This is a genomic window from Microbacterium laevaniformans (assembly GCF_016907555.1).
Classification (GTDB): Bacteria; Actinomycetota; Actinomycetes; order Actinomycetales; family Microbacteriaceae; genus Microbacterium; species Microbacterium laevaniformans.
On record NZ_JAFBCE010000001.1, the window covers coordinates 1,987,435 to 2,004,663 of the forward strand.

The window sequence follows — 17,229 nt, forward strand, 5'->3', positions numbered from 1 at the left end:
GACTGGGACGCTATGGCTGACGGCCCCCTCATCGTGCAAAGCGACCGCACCGTGCTGCTCGAAGTCGCTCACCCCCAGGCGGAGACAGCGCGGCACGAGCTCGCGATCTTCGCCGAGCTCGAGCGCGCACCCGAGCACATCCACACCTACCGGGTCACCCGGCTGGGGCTCTGGAACGCACGCGCCGCCGGCCACAGCGCCGACGACATGCTCGCCACGCTCGACCGCTGGTCCCGCTTCCCGGTGCCCGCCTCGGTGTCGATCGACATCCGCGAGACCGTCAACCGCTACGGGCGTCTGGTCATCGAGCGGGATGCCGAGGGCGCGCTCGTGCTGCGGGGCTCCGATCCCGCCGTTCTCGCCGAGATGGCCAAGAACAAGCGCATTCAGCCGCTGCTGATCGGCCACCCCTCCCCCGACACCTACGTGATCGACGCCTGGGCGCGCGGTCACATCAAGCAGGAGCTGCTGAAGATCGGGTGGCCGGCGGAGGATCACGCCGGCTACACCCCCGGCACCCCGCACGAGATCGACCTGCACGAGGACGGGTGGACCTTGCGTCCGTACCAGCGCCACGCCGTCGACATCTTCAGCGAGGGCGGCTCGGGTGTCGTCGTGCTCCCCTGCGGCGCCGGCAAGACGCTCGTGGGCGCTGCGGCGATGGCCGCGACGAAGACGACGACCCTCATCCTCGTCACCAACACCGTCAGCGCGCGCCAGTGGCGCGACGAGCTGCTCAAGCGCACCACGCTGACCCCGGAGGAGATCGGCGAGTACTCGGGTCAGACCAAGGAGATCAAGCCGGTCACCATCGCGACCTATCAGATCCTCACGGCGAAGCGGAAAGGCCAGTACGCGCACCTGGCGTTGCTGGATGCGCTGGACTGGGGCCTCATCGTCTACGACGAGGTGCATCTGCTTCCCGCACCGGTCTTCAAGCTCACCGCCGACCTGCAGGCGCGTCGCCGGCTCGGACTCACCGCGACGCTCGTCCGGGAGGACGGCCGCGAGGGGGACGTGTTCAGCCTCATCGGCCCCAAGCGCTTCGACGCCCCGTGGAAGGAGATCGAGGCCCAGGGCTTCATCTCTCCGGCCGTCTGCTACGAGGTGCGCGTCGACCTCCCGCCGTCCGACCGCATGGAGTACGCGGCATCGGCCGACGACGAGCGCTACCGTCTCGCCGCCACGGCCCACGCGAAGATCGGCGTGGTCAAGGATCTCGTCGCCCGTCACGCGGGAGAGCAGATCCTCGTCATCGGCCAGTATCTCGATCAGATCGACGTGCTGTCCGAGGCGCTGGACGCACCGAAGATCACCGGAGCGACGCCCGTCGACGAGCGTGAGGAGCTGTTCGCCGCGTTCCGGGAAGCGCGCCTGCCGGTGCTCGTGGTCTCGAAGGTCGCGAACTTCTCGATCGATCTGCCCGACGCCTCGGTCGCGATCCAGGTGTCGGGATCGTTCGGCTCGCGCCAGGAGGAGGCGCAGCGGCTCGGCCGACTGCTGCGTCCGAAGTCGAACGGGCACACGGCGAGCTTCTACACGCTCATCGCACGCGACACGGTCGACCAGGACTTCGCGCAGAACCGGCAGCGCTTCCTCGCCGAGCAGGGCTACAGCTACACGATCCTGGATGCCGAGGGCATCGCCGCCGCGTAGCTCACCACACCGGAGCCGGCGGCGGCAGGACGAGCGTGCGCGGCAGCGGCCGACGCGCCAGCATCCACTCGACGAGCGCGACGTACCCGGCGATCAGCAGGAACGACCACAGAAAGCTGACCAGTCCCGTCGTGCTCTCGGTGGGGCTGGAGCCGGAGGCGAGCGAGAGCAGGAACGCCGAGAGGTTGTTCACGACGTGCAGGGCGATCGCCGCCTCCAGTCCTCCGGTGCGCCACGTGAGCCAGCCGGCAGCGACGGCGAACAGCCCGACGCCGATCTGGCCGAGCAGGTCGTAGCCGTGGCCGAGGACGAACAGCGGCACGGGCAGCAGGATCGCGAAGGCCGGATGACGCAGCCAGCGTCCGATGCTCTGCATGAGGTAACCGCGGAAGATGTACTCCTCCGCCGCCGCCTGCACGGGAACGAGCAGCAGCACGACCACGAGCGTGATCGGCCAGGTCGGGGCCGGGCCGCCCGTCGCGGGCTCCTCCATGCCGCCGGGGAGGAGGAGACCGACCACGGTCAGCACGGCGGACACGCCGACGGCGAGCGCACCGCACAGCAGCATCCAGCGCCAGCGCAGCCGTCCCGCGGCCGAGGAGACGAGCCCGACCCGGCGTCCGTTCACGATCAGTGACGCGAGGATGTAGGCCGGAAGCATGAGGGCGATCGTGCCGAGCAGGATCGCGACCATGAGCGGGTCGCCCATGTCGACGCCGCCCGACTGACCGAGGCGTGCGAGGTCGTCCAGGCGCTCCGGGTCGCGGAAGAGCGCGATGCCGATGACGACCATGACGACCACCAGCAACCCGAGGTAGATCGCGAGGCCCAGGATGCCGATCACCAGCGGCGTCCACCATCCCGAGCGTCGGCGTGCAAAGATCAGGCGGTGGAAGGCGAGACCACCGATCACGGCGTCGACCGGGAGGGCGCGGGCCGTCCGGACGATCGTGGGCGGGACGGGCGGCATCGCGGGCGCGAACAGCGGTGCCGACGGGGGGACGGGGACCTGCGGCGCGGGCGTCGTCATCCATCCATCTTCTCCGATATCCAGCAAAGGGAAGGGTTGCGATGCCAGGATGGGGCTATGACCGCACCGCGCATCCTCGTCGTGGACGACGAACCGAACATCCGGGACCTGCTGGTCACGAGCCTCAGGTTCGCCGGCTACCAGGTGCGTGCCGTCGCGAACGGCGCGCAGACCATCTCGGCCGTGCTCGAAGAGGAACCAGACCTCATCATCCTCGACGTGATGCTCCCCGACATGAACGGGTTCAGCGTCACCAAGCGCCTCCGCGGCGCGGGGTACACGGCCCCCATCCTCTTCCTCACGGCGAAGGACGAGACCGAGGACAAGATCGAAGGGCTGAACGCCGGTGGCGACGACTACGTCACCAAGCCCTTCTCCCTCGACGAGATCGTCGCGCGACTCCAGGCCATTCTCCGACGCACCATGCAGGCCGACGAGGAGTCGACCATCCGCGCCGGCGAGCTGACCATGGACCAGGACACGCACGACGTCACGGTGGGAGACGTCTCGATCGACCTGTCCCCCACCGAGTTCAAGCTCCTGCGCTACCTCATGCTCAACCCCAACCGGGTGCTCAGCAAGGCGCAGATCCTCGATCACGTCTGGGAGTACGACTTCAACGGCGACGCGGGCATCGTGGAGAGCTACATCTCGTACCTGCGCCGCAAGATCGACCCGTACTCCTCGGAGCCGCTCATCCAGACCAAGCGCGGCTTCGGCTACATGCTGAAGGCCGGCAAGACCGCCTGATCGCGGGGCGATGACGGCGGACGGCGTGTACGCGGCACACGCGAAGAAGAACGACCGCCTCACCTCGTGGTGGCGCGGCATCAGCCTGCGGGCCAAGGTCACGGGCGTCACCGTGGCCGTGCTGACCGGCGGACTGCTCGTCGCCGGGTTCGGTACGGCGGTGTTCCTGCGCAACGCCCAGATCGCCGAGCGCGACCAGTCGATCAGCCAGACGGTGACGCTCGATCAGGCCAGCAGTCTGCTCAACGTCGCGGTCGTCGACGGGGTCGCCAAATTCGAGCCCGCCGACTATCCGCCGCTGACATCCTTCTACATCGCCGTCTACGGGCCCGACGGCACGAGGCTGGCCACCGGAGGCCCGCCGTCCGACAATCCGCCGGTGTTCCCGACCACGTTCGGTCTCGACAGCACCCTCATGCAGGGAACGACTCCGTTCGATCTCACCTCGGCCGACGGCAAGACGACCTTCCATGCCGCCGTCGACATCCTGCAGATCCCGGGAGCACGCGAGAACAACGTCCAGCTGCTCGCCCTGCCGTTGACGCCCGTGAATCAGACGGTGGCGAGCTTCGTCGGCATCTACACGATTCTGGCGCTCATGACGATCCTGGTGAGCGCCCTGCTCACCCGCTGGCTCGTCACGCTGGCGTTCCGGAGCCTCGGGCAGGTGGAGCAGACGGCGATGTCCATCGCGCGGGGCGACTTCGGCCAGCGCATGGGCGACATCGCTCCCGGCACCGAAGTCGGCAAGCTCAAGACGGCGATCAACGCCATGCTCGACCGCGTGGATCAGGCGCTCGGCCAGCGCGACGCCACCGTGCTGCAGATGCGACGCTTCATCGGCGACGCCAGTCATGAACTGCGCACACCCCTGGTGACCGTGCGCGGATACGCCGAGCTGTACCGGATGGGCGCCATCTCGGGCGACGAGCAGACGGCGCAATCGATGGAACGCATCGAGAAAGAGGCCATCCGCATGGGCGGCCTCGTCGAAGACCTGCTCGCCCTCGCCCGCCTCGACGAGCGCCGTGACATCGTCGTCGCTCCCGTAGACCTGCGCCCGATCGCCCGCGACGCGGTGCTGGATGCGCGCGCGACCTCGCCGGAACGGACCGTCTCGTTCATCGACGACGACCCACGCCCGGCGGTGCTGCGTCCGGCATCCGCGCCGCCGACGGCCAGCGCCCCGACGCGTCGACGGCCCCCGACCGCGGCGATCGGTGCACTGCTGCGACGCCGGCCGCGCGCCGACGGCGAGACGGTCACGGCACCTTCCCCCGCCCCTGCGATGCCCCTACCCTCCGAGCGGGAACCCATCGTCCTGGGCGACGAGAACCGCATCCGTCAGGTCGTCGCGAACCTGCTCGGCAACGCGCGCCGGTACACGCCGGCGGGCTCGCCCATCGAGCTCGCCGTGGGCGTCGACGAACCCGGTGGAATGGGATGGATCTCGGTCATCGATCACGGCGAAGGCATCGCTCCGCAGCTGCGGGAGAAGATCTTCCAGCGGTTCTGGCGCGCCGACACCTCGCGCACGCGTGAGACGGGCGGCTCCGGCCTGGGGCTGTCGATCGTGGCGTCGGTGGTCGACGCGCTGCACGGATCGATCGTGGTCAGCGAGACGCCCGGCGGCGGCGCCACTTTCCGCGTCGCGTTCCCGCTCGCGCAGCGCCGCGACGCCGCGGAGCATCTCTTCATCGAGACGCAGCCCCTGCCTCGGCTGCACATCGACTCCTGAGGCACCGAGGCTGCGAGCTCCGCTCGAGGCTTCCTCCCCGGAGCCCCTCCGCGACCGCATTGTGCACACCCGCGCTCTGGGCCATCTCAGGCCTGCCCACCGCTGGCTAGCGTGAACCCACACCGACGAAAGGACGTCACCATGACCGCGTTCAGTGTGGACTCGGAAGCCGTACTCAGTGCCACCGGGGCGATTCGCGCCACCGCCGATCGCCTGCAGTCAGAGACCGCCGCGATGCTCGGCCAACTCACCCAGCTCCAGGGTGCGTGGACGGGCAGCGCGGCCGTTGCCTTCCAAGGGTTGGTCGATCGGTGGCGGGCCGCACAGACCGAGCTGGAGAGCGCGCTCGGAGACATCGGCACCGCGCTGGGGCACGCCGGCGCACAGTATGCGCAGACCGAGAGCGCCGCCGCGAGCATGTTCCGCTGAGCCCGCCCGACTGAGCACCGCTCCACGCAGAAAGGCCCCTCCGAAGAGGGGCCTTTCCGTTGAGATCCGGACTCAGAAGTCCATGCCACCCGTGGGGTCGCCCGCGGGAGCGGCGGCCTTCTCGGGCTTGTCGGCGACGACGACCTCGGTGGTGAGGAACAGACCCGCGATCGACGCGGCGTTCTGCAGCGCCGAGCGCGTCACCTTGGCCGGGTCGATGATGCCTGCGGCGAACATGTCGACGTACTCACCGGTCGCGGCGTTCAGGCCCTGGCCGACGGGAAGCTCCGACACCTTGTTGGCGACGACACCCGGCTCGAGGCCGGCGTTGAGGGCGATCTGCTTCAGGGGCGCCTCGATGGCGACCTTGACGATGTTCGCACCCGTCGCCTCGTCGCCCGTGAGCGCGAGCTTCTCGAACGCACGCTTGCCGGCCTGGATGAGGGCGACACCGCCACCGGGGACGATGCCCTCCTCGACGGCGGCCTTCGCGTTGCGAACGGCGTCCTCGATGCGGTGCTTGCGCTCCTTGAGCTCGACCTCGGTGGCCGCACCCGCCTTGATGACGGCGACGCCGCCGGCGAGCTTGGCGAGGCGCTCCTGCAGCTTCTCGCGGTCGTAGTCGCTGTCGGTGTTCTCGATCTCGCGCTTGATCTGGGTCACGCGACCCTCGATCTGCGCCGACTCGCCCGCACCCTCGACGATCGTGGTCTCGTCCTTGGTGACGATGACCTTGCGCGCCTTGCCGAGCAGGTCGGTGGTGGCGTTCTCGAGCTTGAGACCGACCTCCTCCGTGATGACCTGGCCGCCGGTGAGGATCGCGATGTCCTGGAGCTGCGCCTTGCGACGGTCACCGAAGCCGGGAGCCTTGACGGCGACCGACTTGAAGATGCCGCGGATCTTGTTGAGAACGAGGGTCGCGAGAGCCTCACCCTCGACGTCCTCGGCGATGATGACGAGCTCCTTGCCGTCCTGGATCACCTTGTCGACGATCGGCAGCAGGTCCTTGATGTTGGAGATCTTCTGGTTCGCGATGAGGATGTACGGGTCCTCGAAGACAGCCTCCTGGCGCTCCGGGTCCGTGACGAAGTAGGGGTTGATGTAGCCCTTGTCGAAGCGCATGCCCTCGGTGAGCTCGAGCTCGGTGCCGAACGTGTTCGACTCCTCGACCGTGACGACGCCCTCCTTACCGACCTTGTCGATCGCCTCGGCGATCAGCGCGCCGATCTCGGGGTCAGCGGCGGAGATGGATGCCGTGGCGGCGATCTCCTCCTTGGTCTCGACCTCCTTCGCGGAGGCGAGCAGCTCGTCGGAGAGCGCCTTGACGGCCTTCTCGATGCCCTTCTTCAGGGAGATGGGGTCGGCGCCGGCTGCGACGTTGCGCAGCCCTTCGCGCACGAGAGCCTGGGCGAGGACGGTGGCCGTCGTGGTGCCGTCACCGGCGACGTCGTCCGTCTTCTTGGCGACCTCCTTGACGAGCTCCGCGCCGATCTTCTCGTACGCGTCGTCGAGCTCGATCTCCTTGGCGATCGAGACACCGTCGTTCGTGATCGTGGGGGCGCCCCACTTCTTCTCGAGCACGACGTTGCGACCGCGCGGGCCCAGGGTCACCTTGACGGCGTCGGCCAGGATGTTCAGGCCACGCTCGAGGCCACGGCGGGCCTCCTCGTCGAAAGCGATGATCTTTGCCATAAGTGTGTCGTCCCTCCCGGACGTGAGGATGAGTCTTTAGCACTCGCGATGATTGAGTGCTAACTCATTCTGGCACTCTGGCATGACGAGTGCAAGCCGCGCCGAGCGGACGCGACGGGAGGGCCGAACGACGTCAAGCGACGACGCGGACCGACTCGGCCTGCGGGCCCTTCTGACCGGCGCCGACGGTGAACTCGACCGTCTGCCCCTCCTCCAGGACACGGAATCCCGACATGTCGATGTTGGAGTAGTGGACGAACACGTCCTGGCCGTCGGTCACGGTGATGAAGCCGAAACCCTTCTCGGCGTTGAACCACTTGACGGTACCTTGGGCCATGCGAATCTCCTGATGCTGCGGTGGGACGTCGCAATGCTAACCAGCGTGAGAGCGGCGAAATCGCTGTTCCGGCAAGTGTTGACACAGGCGCATCGAACTGTTCACACGCGCGAAACACGCTCCCCGCTGATACCCGCAGGGCGGGGTGGTCAGCCGGCCGGAGTGGCCCCGGCATCCGTGCGATCGGCACCGATCACGACCACGAGGAGCTTGGCGCCGTCGCCGCTCGCGAGGCCCTTGTACGCATCGCTGAGTGTCACGGCCGCCCCGCCGATCACCTGTGCGAGCCCCCGCGCCGCACCTTCTTCGGCGGGGCCGGAGTAGAAGACCGTCGTGGTCGGGAAGTCCTTGGAGCTGGCGTCGCCGGCCGTGACGCTGTCGGGCGACCAGCCGGCCCCGACGATGGTCTGCGCGAGGGAGCCGGCCAGACCCGACTGTGTCGTCGCGTTGAGAACGGTGACCGGGTACGACGTGTCGACGACCGGCTCGGCGGTCGAGATGGTCGTCGGCGTGGCGCTCGGGGCGGGAAAGAGGGTGACGCGCCCGATGGCGATCAGCGTGCCGAAGATGCCCAGCGCGACCAGCACGACGATCGCGATGACCGACCACAGCACCACGATTCCTCCCCGCAGGCGCGGATTCTCGGCGCGATGCGCACCGATGCGTCCCCCCTCGAGGGCGAGATCATCGAAGCGGTCCTTCTGCGGGGGCGTACTCGGCACCCCAGAATGCTACCGGCCTGTTCCGGTGCGGACGGCGGGAACGGCCGCGCGTCCCGCACGCTCGCTCTCGCGCGCATCGCGGAGCCGACGGAGGCGGTGCACCAGCATGGCGTCGTGCGCCGCGGCATCCGGTTGATCGATGATGCGAGCCAGCAGCTGGTAGTACCGGGCGGGCGCCAGGGCGAGCTCGGCACGGATGGCCTCCTCCTTGACGGCGTCGTGCACGGTCCACCGCGACTCGAAGTCGAGGAGGAGGCGATCACGCTCGGAGAGGGGCACCTGCTCACGTTAACCCCGCGCAGCGCGCTCGCCGGGACGCCACTCCAGCCATCGCCCGAGTGGGTCGGCGTGGGCGAGGACGACGCCGTCGCGCGCGAGTGCGAAGCCCTCAGCGGGAGCGTTCGATGCGATCCGCCCGCCGCGCCATCCCTCGTGCAGCGAGGGCGCGTCGAGCGTGATCCACCGTCCCACGACGGATACCTGCTCGATCAGCGCGTGGCGCGCGTGCCAGCCGAGGTGCGCCAGCACGCCGGGGGTCTGAACGACCAGCGTCGCCTCGGGCGGCGCCGCCGCGACGGCGTGAGCGAGCTGGTCGACGCCGTCTCCCGCGAACATGAGGGGCGGGTCCGCCGCCGTGATGCGCAGCGCGGAACGCACCCGATCCGCGGGTCCGGTCTCGCCCGGCCAGACGAGAGCCGTCAACCACGCCTCGGTGGCGGGGTCGGCCGGATCCAGTGGTGCGAGATCGATGCCGGCTCGCCAGACGATCTCCGGATGCCGCAACGGGGGCACGTGCTGACCGCGCAGCTCGCTCTCGAGCACGACGGCCGACACCCCGTCGAGCGGATCGTGCGCGATCTCGCCCGCGACGCCGCGATAGCGGTAGGAGTATCGGTCGGGGTAGAGACACAGTCCCGCACTCGCGCCGACCTCCAGCAGCGCGATCGGCCCGTCGATGCCGGCCAACGCGGGCAGCAGAGCGGCGCACCGGAGGGGTTCGTTGGTCTGCAGCGAGCGCGCCGTGCACTCCGCGACCAGCTCGTCGCCGTGGGCGAGCACCCACTCCCGCCACTCGGGGTACCCACTCTCGCCGGATCCGAGCAGCCGCGCGGCGGCGAAGACGAGCGGGGGCTGACGATGAGAAGGCGCGATCCGCCCGAGCACCTCCTGCGCCGCGGCATCCGCCGCGACTCCGGCGGCCCACTCGCCGTACAGCGCGGAACGACCGGGAGCCTCGTCGCGGGCGAACCGGCCATAGCGCGCCGACACCGATTCTGGGAGGGAACTCATGGGTGACATTCTCGCGGGCCGAGCCGACCGCGGCCCGCGTCGGGTTGAATGGAGGTGGACTAAGGAGCCAGACATGACCTACCGCGTGACCAAGACCGACGACGAGTGGCGTTCGGAGCTGACCCCCGAGCAGTACGCCGTCCTCCGTCAGGCAGGGACGGAGCGCGCATGGACCGGCGAGCTCCTCGACGAGAGCCGCGCGGGTCTCTACACGTGCGCCGCGTGTGGCGCGGAGCTGTTCCAGAGTGGAACGAAGTTCGACTCGCATTGCGGGTGGCCGAGCTTCTACGAGTCGGTGCGCCCCGAGGCCGTCGAGCTCATCGAAGATCGCAGCCACGGGATGGTCCGCACCGAGGTGCGGTGCGCGAACTGCGGCTCGCATCTCGGACACGTCTTCCCCGACGGGTTCGGCACCCCCACGGGCGACCGGTACTGCATGAACTCGCTGTCGCTGTCGTTCACCCCGGCGCCGGAGGCGGATGCGTCGTGATCGAGACGGTCACGGACTACCCGGCCCTGGCGGCGGTGCGAAACCGTCGCTCATGGTCGAAGGTGACGGATGCCGCGCCCACCCGCGCCGAGCTTCTCACCCTGATCGCGGCGGCGGGGCGGGTCGCCGACCACTCGTCCCTGCGACCGTGGCGCGTCATCGAGCTGCGTGGCGAGGACCGGGCGACGCTCGGGGCGGCGATCGCGAAGGTCGAGGGCGACGACAAGCCGTCGACGAAGCCGTTGCGCGCGCCACTGCTGCTCGCCGTGGTCGCCAGCTACCGCAAGAGCGAGAAGGTTCCCCGCTGGGAGCAGGAGGCGGTCGCCTCGGGTGTCGCCCACACGCTCAGCCTTCTGCTGGATGAGGCGGGATGGGGTGTCATCTGGCGCACCGGTCATTACACGCGGGCGAAGGCGGTGGCCAAGGCGCACGGACTCGCGAAGGACGAGGAGCTGCTCGGCTGGCTGTACGTCGGCGGCAAGCCCACCGGTGCGCGACCCGGTCGCCGCAAGAGCGTCGATCCCCGTGCGCATCTCAGTCGAATGCCGGCCCCCGCCAAGGGCGCCGACAAGGACGGCGGGGCGACGAAGACCGGCGCGAAGAAAGACAAGAAGAAGAGCTGACGCTCCCGTCGTCCGCTCAGGTTCGTCGTCGCCGCCAGGGCGCGAGAGCGACGACGACCGAGCTCGCCGCGACAGCGACCATCAACAGTTCGGTTCCCCAGCCGGGACCGGCATCCGCGGGCCAGAACGCATCCAGCGTGAACGCGGTGGCGAGCTGGCCGACCACGACGCCGAGGCCGAGCAGCAACACCCCGGTGTGCGCGACGAGCGCCGCCGACAGGAAGATGTAGATCACGCCGACCACGCCGCCGAGGTAGAGCCACGCCTCGGTCGGCAGCGCCGGCGGCACACCGACGAACGCGACGTGGACGACGGCGGCGACGGCGAGCACCACCGTTCCCCCCAGAAAATTGACGAACGTCGCCGTCAACGGTGTCCCCACGCGTTGGCGCAGCCGCCCGTTGGTCGCCTGCTGCCACGCGATGCCGACGCCCGCCAGGAACGGCAGCACCAGCATCCACACCGGCACACGCTCCAGCACACCGCCCTGCAGGGAGATGCCGACGGCGACGAGAGCCAGCGCACCGCCCGCCACGCGCGGCATGGTGACCGCGACGACGCCGGCCGGGCCGTACCCGATGCGGTCGAGCACCAGGCCGCTCAGTGTCTGCCCGGCCACAACCCCGACGGTGAACAGGGAGACGCCGATCACAGCGACGGCGAGACCCTGGGTCGCGACGGTGAGCGCTCCGGCCAGCCCGCCTCCCAGCATCCACCACGGGATCGTGCGTGCGCGGACGCCGCTGACCAGCGCGCCGAAGCCTCGGCGGCCCGCCAGCAGCAGCGCCGACGACACGGCCAGCACGAGCAGCCCCGACCCGAAGGAAATGACCGCCGCGACGAATCCGTCACCGATGCGCAGACCGAGTTGCCCGTTGATGCGGGCTTGGAGCGCCGTCAGCACGCCGACCAGCACGGCACCACCGAGAGCGACACCGGCGGGAAGCCGGGGCGTCGTCGGTGCGGTCACGACTCCTCAGCCTAGCCGGGCGCGTGGGAGAGGAGCCGATCGGTCAGTCGTAGCCCAGAATGCAGATCGCTTCGGTGACGGTGTCGGGTTCGGTACGCGGCTCGTGCTCGTCCACGGAATCGAATCTAGGGGTGCGGGCCGGCGGATGCCGAGCGCATCGCCGTGGATAACGCGATGGACACAGCGGACTCGCTACGATCACCGCATGGCCTTTCGCGACCTCCCCGCCCCCGAGCGCCGACTCGTCATCTGGCAGTTCGTCGGCGTCGGCACTCTGATGATCGGCGTGGGCGTGCTCGTCTCGGCAGCCGTCGCCTACTATCAGTCGGTCAGCCTCGGCTGAACGGAGGTCGCGACGGCGGGCATTGCAAGAAAACGGTGCCGGCTACAGGACTTGAACCTGCAACCCCCGTATTACAAGTACGGTGCGCTACCAATTGCGCCAAGCCGGCGGAGCCCGGAACCCGGGCCATATCGGGGAATCTACGGAATACGAGGGTACGTCACCCCGCACAAACCCCGCACATTCATTTCGACTCCCCGATCGCTCGCGGAGCCATCACAGAGTCTAGAGCGCTCGCGATGACCCCGTTGGCCTACGTCAGTCCTTCTTGCGACTGTCCCCAAAGACATAGCTGAGCGCTCCCAGGGCGAGGGCTGCTGTGACCATGAGTCCGCCGGTGACGGATTGTCCGGCAAGCGTCACCCATATGCCGCCGGCGAGCCCAACTCCCAGCAGCCCAGTACCAAGCCACTGCCCCCGGTTCGCTCGTCGTTCTGAACCCGCAAGCAGCGTACGCTCCATCTCTTGTCGATGCGTCCGCTGCTCACGGAAGGCGGCCAAGATCTCATCCGGAAACCGAGAATCGACTTCCTTGTACCTCTCAAGGGTCTCCGGTGACGGCAACGGTCCGCGGTAGCTTCGCATCTCCCGATGAACGACATGAAGACCCTTCTGGGAGTCGTCAGTCTCCGGCTCACCCTCGATGACATCGTCATCTGCAGGCTCGATCTCGTCTTCCCGTCGAGCCTCTTCGGGATCTTCCCCCTCGAGCGGGGGTGAGATTTCAGCGCCGACCATACGGGCAGCGCTCGATCGCGGCGAACAGGTCCTCGCCGACCACGCGCCAGTCGTCAGCGATCGCGGCCTCGTCGGCCTCCTGCTCAGAGTGGGCAAACTTGTACTCGCGGTGAGTGTTTCCGCGGATGTTCATGATCGTCCCCAGCCCGCGCCAGTAGTCGCCGGCCGCGGAGTTCGAAACGTGGCGGGTGTTGAAGAGTGTCGTGCCAGACATGATCGGTGTGCTCCTTCACTGCTGACAACATCATTCTGTCTCACTTTATGCCGCTCTGTAATACGCGTACTACATCAGCAGTAATCGCACAGCCTATCCGCACGTCTATCGCATCACGCGATCGAGCGCGCTCGCAGCGGCCGCGCCACCCACCGTCTTGCTCATGTAGACGTTCATCGTCAACGACGGGTTCGCGTGGCCGAGATACTCGGCGATCGCGCGAGCCGACAGACCGGCCTGATCGAGCGCGGTCGCGACGGTCTTCCGGAACGAGTGGAAGGTGTACTCGCCCAGCTCGAGCCGCTCCCGCGCCGCCTGCCACTCGCTCGCCGTGTTGCGACGATCCCTACGATTGAGGAACGGCGTCGGAAACACCGGCCCGTCTCGACGCTCCCGCCGCACCAAGGCGGCAGCCACGGCCGCGGGCACGGTGATGCGCCGCTCCCCCGCCGTCGTCTTCGACTTCCGGACCGCCACTGTCGCGCCGAGCGTCGGGATGCCTGACGGCGCGACGATCTCCACGTCCGCCCAATCGAGCCCGAGGGCCTCCGAGATCCGCACGCCGGTGCCGGCGAGGAACTCGATCAGGTCGACCATGTCCATCTGCTGCAGCCGCTCGTCGGCGCGGACCTTCGCGAGCGGCGCCGGCAACTCGTCGACAGGGGTCGCCGTGGAGCCCGTGACCTTCGCCTCCACGCGCGCGAGCTCTCGCACCGGGTTCGCCTTCACGGCATCAGACCGGGCGGCGACGCCCATCATGCCCGACAGCACCGCGCGCGTCTTCTTCGCCTGCCCGGGACCACGGTCGACCGCGACGTCGTCCAGGACGCGCTGCAGGCGCAGCTCTGGCATCGCTTCCCCGACTACGACGAGACCTGGAAAGCCATCCTCTCCGGTCGGTGACTGCGCGTCTGTGTACTCGCTATGCTCACGGCATGACGTACGAGATCCCGCCACGGCCTGCATTGCCCGAGGGTCCACGGAAGCGGCCTCGGACTCTCATATGGGTGGTCGCCGCGGGTGTTGCGGGGCTGATCATCGGATGCTTGGCGACACTGGGGGTGACCGGTGCTGTCACTTCGGCAGATAAAGCTGCGGCCGAAGCAGAAGCCGCTGCGTCAGCTTCGGCCGCAGCTGCAGCTCGCGACAACCGGCTCGCAGTCTCACCCAGTAAGCCGACCATCTGGGACAAGATCCGGGACATGATCCGCAAAGCGCCCCGGGACGGATGGGTGGCGCTTGGTGTGTTCGCCCTGTTCCTGCTGGGCCCGATCTTCGCGCTGTACGGGATGCAGAGCTCAGGATCTCCGCTGCGGGAGCAGGTCGCCGTATGGGCGATCGTGTTCCTCGCCGAGGGGATGGTAGGTGCGATCCTCCGCCTGCTAAGCCACGACGGGCCGAGGTGGCTTGATCGTGTGGGTAAAGCCCTCGGTGCCGCCGCTGCCGTGGGCGCGTTCTGGGGGTTCTTCATCGCCCAGGTCGCGAGCATCGCGCGCTCGTGACAATCCTCCGCGCAGACACGCGAGACTCCCGCCCATGACAGCCCGGAACCACGCAGTAGCCGCGATCGCTCATCATCTCGCCGAAGCCCTCTTGATCGCCCTGGAGGCAGCTCAGGACACCCGTACCGACGGGAACCCCCGCTCGGCAACCCCGCACATACGCCGGTATCGGCGGGAAAGGGCGGACACCCCTCGGTCACGTGCCTCTGGCGCTCGCGAACAGGCCGCAACCCCGCAGAAACCCCAGATCGGGCCCGGTGCGCAATTACAAGTACGGTGCGCTACCGATTGCGCCAAGCCGGCAAAGCGGGTCCCAGTCTATCGGGGCCGCGTCGCGACTTACGGCGCGGCCGTCGGCTTCACGGTGGGCGTGGGCGTCGCGGTCTGCGACTTGTAGTACGCCCCGCTCGCGCTGGTGAGCACGAACTGCGAGAACTCGGCGGCATCCGTCATGTCGCCCACGTACTGCTGGCCGTTCACCACGACCATGGGCGTTCCCGTCAGGGTGAGCCCGTTCGTGCCGGGGATCCCGCTGATCGCCCGCTCGGTGGCACCCTTCACCCACGACGAGTACGACTCGGTCTCGATGCAGTCGCGAAGCCGCTTCGGGTCATCCGACCCGTTCGCCTGGGCGATGTCGGCGAGTTCCTTGTCGGAGAAGCCGTCGGAGTCGACAGCCGGCTGACGGGTGAGGAGGTCGTTGTTGAAGCTGAAGAACTTCGACGGATCGAGAGTCGCGACACAAGCGGCTGCGCTCGCCGCGCGCAACGAGTACTTCGTTCCGTTCGACTTGGCGGTGAGCATCGAGACCGGGTGGTAGGTCAGGGTCGCCGCCCCGTCCGACACCCACGACGCCAGCTGCTTCGCGTTGGCGAGCTGCCACTGTCGCGCCGCCGGCGAGAGGTAATCGACGTAGACGTGGATGTCGACGACGGATGCCGAGGTGGACGGCGAGGGTGTCGCCTGCGGCTCGGCCGCAGCCGTGGGCGCCGGGCTCGCGCCGTCGATCGGCGTTCCCGGCGAGACCGAAGACACCGACGTCACCCGGAAGCCGTCGGCGGTGGCGTCGGCCGGCTGCAGCTGCGGCCGATCGCTGTTGGAGCGCACCGCCCACGACACCGCGACCGCGACCGCGACGACGGCGGCAGCGGCGACGACGGCGAGCGCCGAGCGGCGCAGCACGCGTGCCCGCGACTGCTTCGCGTGGACGAGCTGCGCCTTCTCGCGCACCGCATCGCGGCGGCCAGCAGGCGTGGGCTCGTTCGGGGCGGCGTCGTGGGACATGGGACCTTCTGTGGGAGGCAGCTCGAGGGCACATCGCGGTGCATCCCGGTCGTCACGATTCGGATCGGGTCCAGCGTCGCGGACGGAGCAGGGCGATGTGTCGATGCTAGCCAGCGAGCCTGTGAAATGCCCAGACGAGGCCTCTTCCTCGCGGAGGAGAACGTGCGATACTGAGAACGCGTCCATCGCGGGACGTGCGGGCCAAGCCCCCGCTCATTCCATCACTACGGATCGTCCGGCACGTACCTGCCGGTGAAGGAGAAGAAAACATGGCGTCCGTCACCTTTGACAACGCAACCCGTCTGTACTCGGGCGGCACCCGCCCGGCCGTCGACAAGCTCAACCTCGAGGTCGGTGACGGCGAGTTCCTCGTCCTCGTCGGCCCGTCCGGTTGTGGAAAGTCGACGTCGCTGCGCATGCTGGCCGGCCTCGAAGAGGTCAACTCCGGCCGCATCCTGATCGGCGATCGCGATGTCACCGACATCCCGCCGAAGGACCGCGACATCGCGATGGTGTTCCAGAACTACGCGCTGTACCCGCACATGACGGTCGCCGAGAACATGGGCTTCGCGCTGAAGATCGCCGGCGTCGGCAAGGAAGAGCGCGCCCAGCGCGTGCTCGAGGCCGCGAAGCTCCTCGACCTCGAGGACTACCTGACCCGCAAGCCGAAGGCCCTCTCGGGCGGTCAGCGTCAGCGTGTCGCGATGGGCCGCGCGATCGTGCGCAAGCCCCAGGTGTTCCTCATGGACGAGCCCCTGTCGAACCTCGACGCAAAGCTGCGCGTCCAGACGCGCACCCAGATCGCGTCGCTGCAGCGCAACCTCGGCGTCACCACCGTCTACGTGACCCACGACCAGACCGAGGCTCTGACCATGGGCGACCGCATCGCGGTGCTCAAGGACGGTCTGCTCCAGCAGGTCGGCACGCCGCGTGACCTGTACGAGAAGCCGAACAACGTCTTCGTCGCCGGGTTCATCGGCTCGCCCGCGATGAACCTGTTCCAGGTCGACCTTGCGAGCGCCGGCGGCATCCAGTTCGGCACCGCCGTCGTCGACGCCGACATCGACCGTCCCACCAGCGCGACGCAGGTCACCGCCGGCGTCCGCCCCGAGGACATCATCGTGAACCCGGCCGACGGCCAGGGCCTGTCGGTGACCGTCGACCTCGTCGAGGAGCTCGGCGCGGACGGCTACCTCTACGGCCACACCGAGATCGCCGGCAAGCGCACCGACATCGTCGCGCGCGTCGACGGCCGCAACCACCCGAACGCCGGCGAGACGGTCGTCCTCGCCCCCGTGCCGCACCACGTGCACGCGTTCGACATCGAGTCGGGCGAGCGCCTCACCAAGAAGGCGATCGCGTCGGCCTGATCCGACCAGACGCGGCGCGGGGGCCCGGTTCCACGGACCGGACCCCCGCGC

Annotated in this window: 20 protein-coding genes and 1 tRNA gene; 9 read left to right on the forward strand and 12 right to left on the reverse strand. The window is 68.6% G+C overall.

The window, feature by feature from the left end:
• The first annotated feature begins 12 nt into the window (after positions 1-12).
• Positions 13-1,656, forward strand: a complete 1,644-nt coding sequence (locus tag JOE53_RS09450; protein ID WP_061682334.1) for a DNA repair helicase XPB — start codon at positions 13-15, stop codon at positions 1,654-1,656.
• Position 1,657: 1 nt separating this feature from the next.
• Here the strand turns inward: JOE53_RS09450 and JOE53_RS09455 are convergent, their stop codons facing one another.
• Positions 1,658-2,686, reverse strand: coding sequence for a CPBP family intramembrane glutamic endopeptidase (locus JOE53_RS09455; protein ID WP_233449536.1), 1,029 nt, complete (start codon positions 2,684-2,686; stop codon positions 1,658-1,660).
• A gap of 57 nt (positions 2,687-2,743) precedes the next feature.
• Between JOE53_RS09455 and JOE53_RS09460 the strand changes: the two genes are divergently transcribed.
• From JOE53_RS09460 to JOE53_RS09470, 3 genes are all read left to right on the forward strand, one after another.
• Positions 2,744-3,436, forward strand: a complete 693-nt coding sequence (locus tag JOE53_RS09460) for a response regulator transcription factor (protein WP_036286419.1) — start codon at positions 2,744-2,746, stop codon at positions 3,434-3,436.
• 10 nt (positions 3,437-3,446) lie between these two features.
• On the forward strand, positions 3,447-5,174 hold the full coding sequence (locus JOE53_RS09465) for a sensor histidine kinase (RefSeq protein ID WP_036286417.1): 1,728 nt from the start codon (positions 3,447-3,449) through the stop codon (positions 5,172-5,174).
• A gap of 141 nt (positions 5,175-5,315) precedes the next feature.
• A complete protein-coding gene (locus JOE53_RS09470; RefSeq protein ID WP_016464508.1) occupies positions 5,316-5,603 on the forward strand; it encodes a WXG100 family type VII secretion target in 288 nt (95 codons plus the stop codon).
• A 72-nt stretch (positions 5,604-5,675) separates the two neighbouring features.
• Here the strand turns inward: JOE53_RS09470 and groL are convergent, their stop codons facing one another.
• The 5 genes from groL to JOE53_RS09495 all read right to left on the reverse strand — a co-directional run bounded on the left by groL (position 5,676) and on the right by JOE53_RS09495 (position 9,644).
• Positions 5,676-7,295, reverse strand: a complete 1,620-nt coding sequence (gene groL / locus JOE53_RS09475) for a chaperonin GroEL (RefSeq protein WP_204947509.1) — start codon at positions 7,293-7,295, stop codon at positions 5,676-5,678.
• Between the two features lie 133 nt (positions 7,296-7,428).
• Complete coding sequence (locus JOE53_RS09480; protein WP_005051075.1) at positions 7,429-7,632, reverse strand: cold-shock protein; 204 nt, start codon at positions 7,630-7,632, stop codon at positions 7,429-7,431.
• Between the two features lie 149 nt (positions 7,633-7,781).
• A complete protein-coding gene (locus JOE53_RS09485) occupies positions 7,782-8,354 on the reverse strand; it encodes a LytR C-terminal domain-containing protein (protein ID WP_204947510.1) in 573 nt (190 codons plus the stop codon).
• Positions 8,355-8,363: 9 nt separating this feature from the next.
• Positions 8,364-8,633, reverse strand: coding sequence for a DUF3263 domain-containing protein (locus JOE53_RS09490; protein WP_016464506.1), 270 nt, complete (start codon positions 8,631-8,633; stop codon positions 8,364-8,366).
• Positions 8,634-8,642: 9 nt separating this feature from the next.
• Positions 8,643-9,644, reverse strand: coding sequence for a DUF2332 domain-containing protein (locus JOE53_RS09495; protein WP_204947511.1), 1,002 nt, complete (start codon positions 9,642-9,644; stop codon positions 8,643-8,645).
• A gap of 73 nt (positions 9,645-9,717) precedes the next feature.
• Here JOE53_RS09495 and msrB point away from each other — a divergent pair, with 73 nt between their 5' ends.
• Positions 9,718-10,134 (forward strand): peptide-methionine (R)-S-oxide reductase MsrB, encoded by a 417-nt coding sequence (gene msrB / locus JOE53_RS09500; RefSeq protein ID WP_036286403.1) that lies wholly within the window; start codon positions 9,718-9,720, stop codon positions 10,132-10,134.
• Positions 10,131-10,757, forward strand: coding sequence for a nitroreductase family protein (locus JOE53_RS09505; protein WP_036286400.1), 627 nt, complete (start codon positions 10,131-10,133; stop codon positions 10,755-10,757). Before msrB ends, JOE53_RS09505 begins: the two co-directional genes overlap by 4 nt.
• A gap of 16 nt (positions 10,758-10,773) precedes the next feature.
• On the opposite strand, the gene JOE53_RS09510 is transcribed toward JOE53_RS09505, so the two are convergent.
• A complete protein-coding gene (locus JOE53_RS09510; protein WP_204947512.1) occupies positions 10,774-11,727 on the reverse strand; it encodes a DMT family transporter in 954 nt (317 codons plus the stop codon).
• 205 nt (positions 11,728-11,932) lie between these two features.
• Between JOE53_RS09510 and JOE53_RS09515 the strand changes: the two genes are divergently transcribed.
• Positions 11,933-12,070 (forward strand): hypothetical protein, encoded by a 138-nt coding sequence (locus JOE53_RS09515; protein ID WP_204947513.1) that lies wholly within the window; start codon positions 11,933-11,935, stop codon positions 12,068-12,070.
• A gap of 36 nt (positions 12,071-12,106) precedes the next feature.
• On the opposite strand, the gene JOE53_RS09520 is transcribed toward JOE53_RS09515, so the two are convergent.
• The 4 genes from JOE53_RS09520 to JOE53_RS09535 all read right to left on the reverse strand — a co-directional run bounded on the left by JOE53_RS09520 (position 12,107) and on the right by JOE53_RS09535 (position 13,874).
• Positions 12,107-12,179 (reverse strand) — tRNA-Thr (locus JOE53_RS09520).
• Positions 12,180-12,328: 149 nt separating this feature from the next.
• Positions 12,329-12,808 carry a DUF2335 domain-containing protein gene (locus JOE53_RS09525; RefSeq protein WP_204947514.1) on the reverse strand — a complete coding sequence of 160 codons (480 nt, stop codon included), beginning with the start codon at positions 12,806-12,808 and terminating at the stop codon, positions 12,329-12,331.
• A complete protein-coding gene (locus JOE53_RS09530) occupies positions 12,795-13,022 on the reverse strand; it encodes a hypothetical protein (protein ID WP_204947515.1) in 228 nt (75 codons plus the stop codon). Before JOE53_RS09530 ends, JOE53_RS09525 begins: the two co-directional genes overlap by 14 nt.
• A gap of 105 nt (positions 13,023-13,127) precedes the next feature.
• On the reverse strand, positions 13,128-13,874 hold the full coding sequence (locus JOE53_RS09535) for a site-specific integrase (protein ID WP_204947516.1): 747 nt from the start codon (positions 13,872-13,874) through the stop codon (positions 13,128-13,130).
• A 350-nt stretch (positions 13,875-14,224) separates the two neighbouring features.
• Between JOE53_RS09535 and JOE53_RS09540 the strand changes: the two genes are divergently transcribed.
• A complete protein-coding gene (locus JOE53_RS09540; RefSeq protein WP_204947517.1) occupies positions 14,225-14,524 on the forward strand; it encodes a hypothetical protein in 300 nt (99 codons plus the stop codon).
• A 339-nt stretch (positions 14,525-14,863) separates the two neighbouring features.
• Here the strand turns inward: JOE53_RS09540 and JOE53_RS09545 are convergent, their stop codons facing one another.
• Positions 14,864-15,808 carry a DsbA family protein gene (locus JOE53_RS09545; protein ID WP_204947518.1) on the reverse strand — a complete coding sequence of 315 codons (945 nt, stop codon included), beginning with the start codon at positions 15,806-15,808 and terminating at the stop codon, positions 14,864-14,866.
• A gap of 269 nt (positions 15,809-16,077) precedes the next feature.
• On the opposite strand from JOE53_RS09545, the gene JOE53_RS09550 reads away from it, so the two are divergent.
• Positions 16,078-17,178, forward strand: coding sequence for an ABC transporter ATP-binding protein (locus JOE53_RS09550; RefSeq protein WP_204947519.1), 1,101 nt, complete (start codon positions 16,078-16,080; stop codon positions 17,176-17,178).
• Positions 17,179-17,229 lie beyond the last annotated feature (51 nt).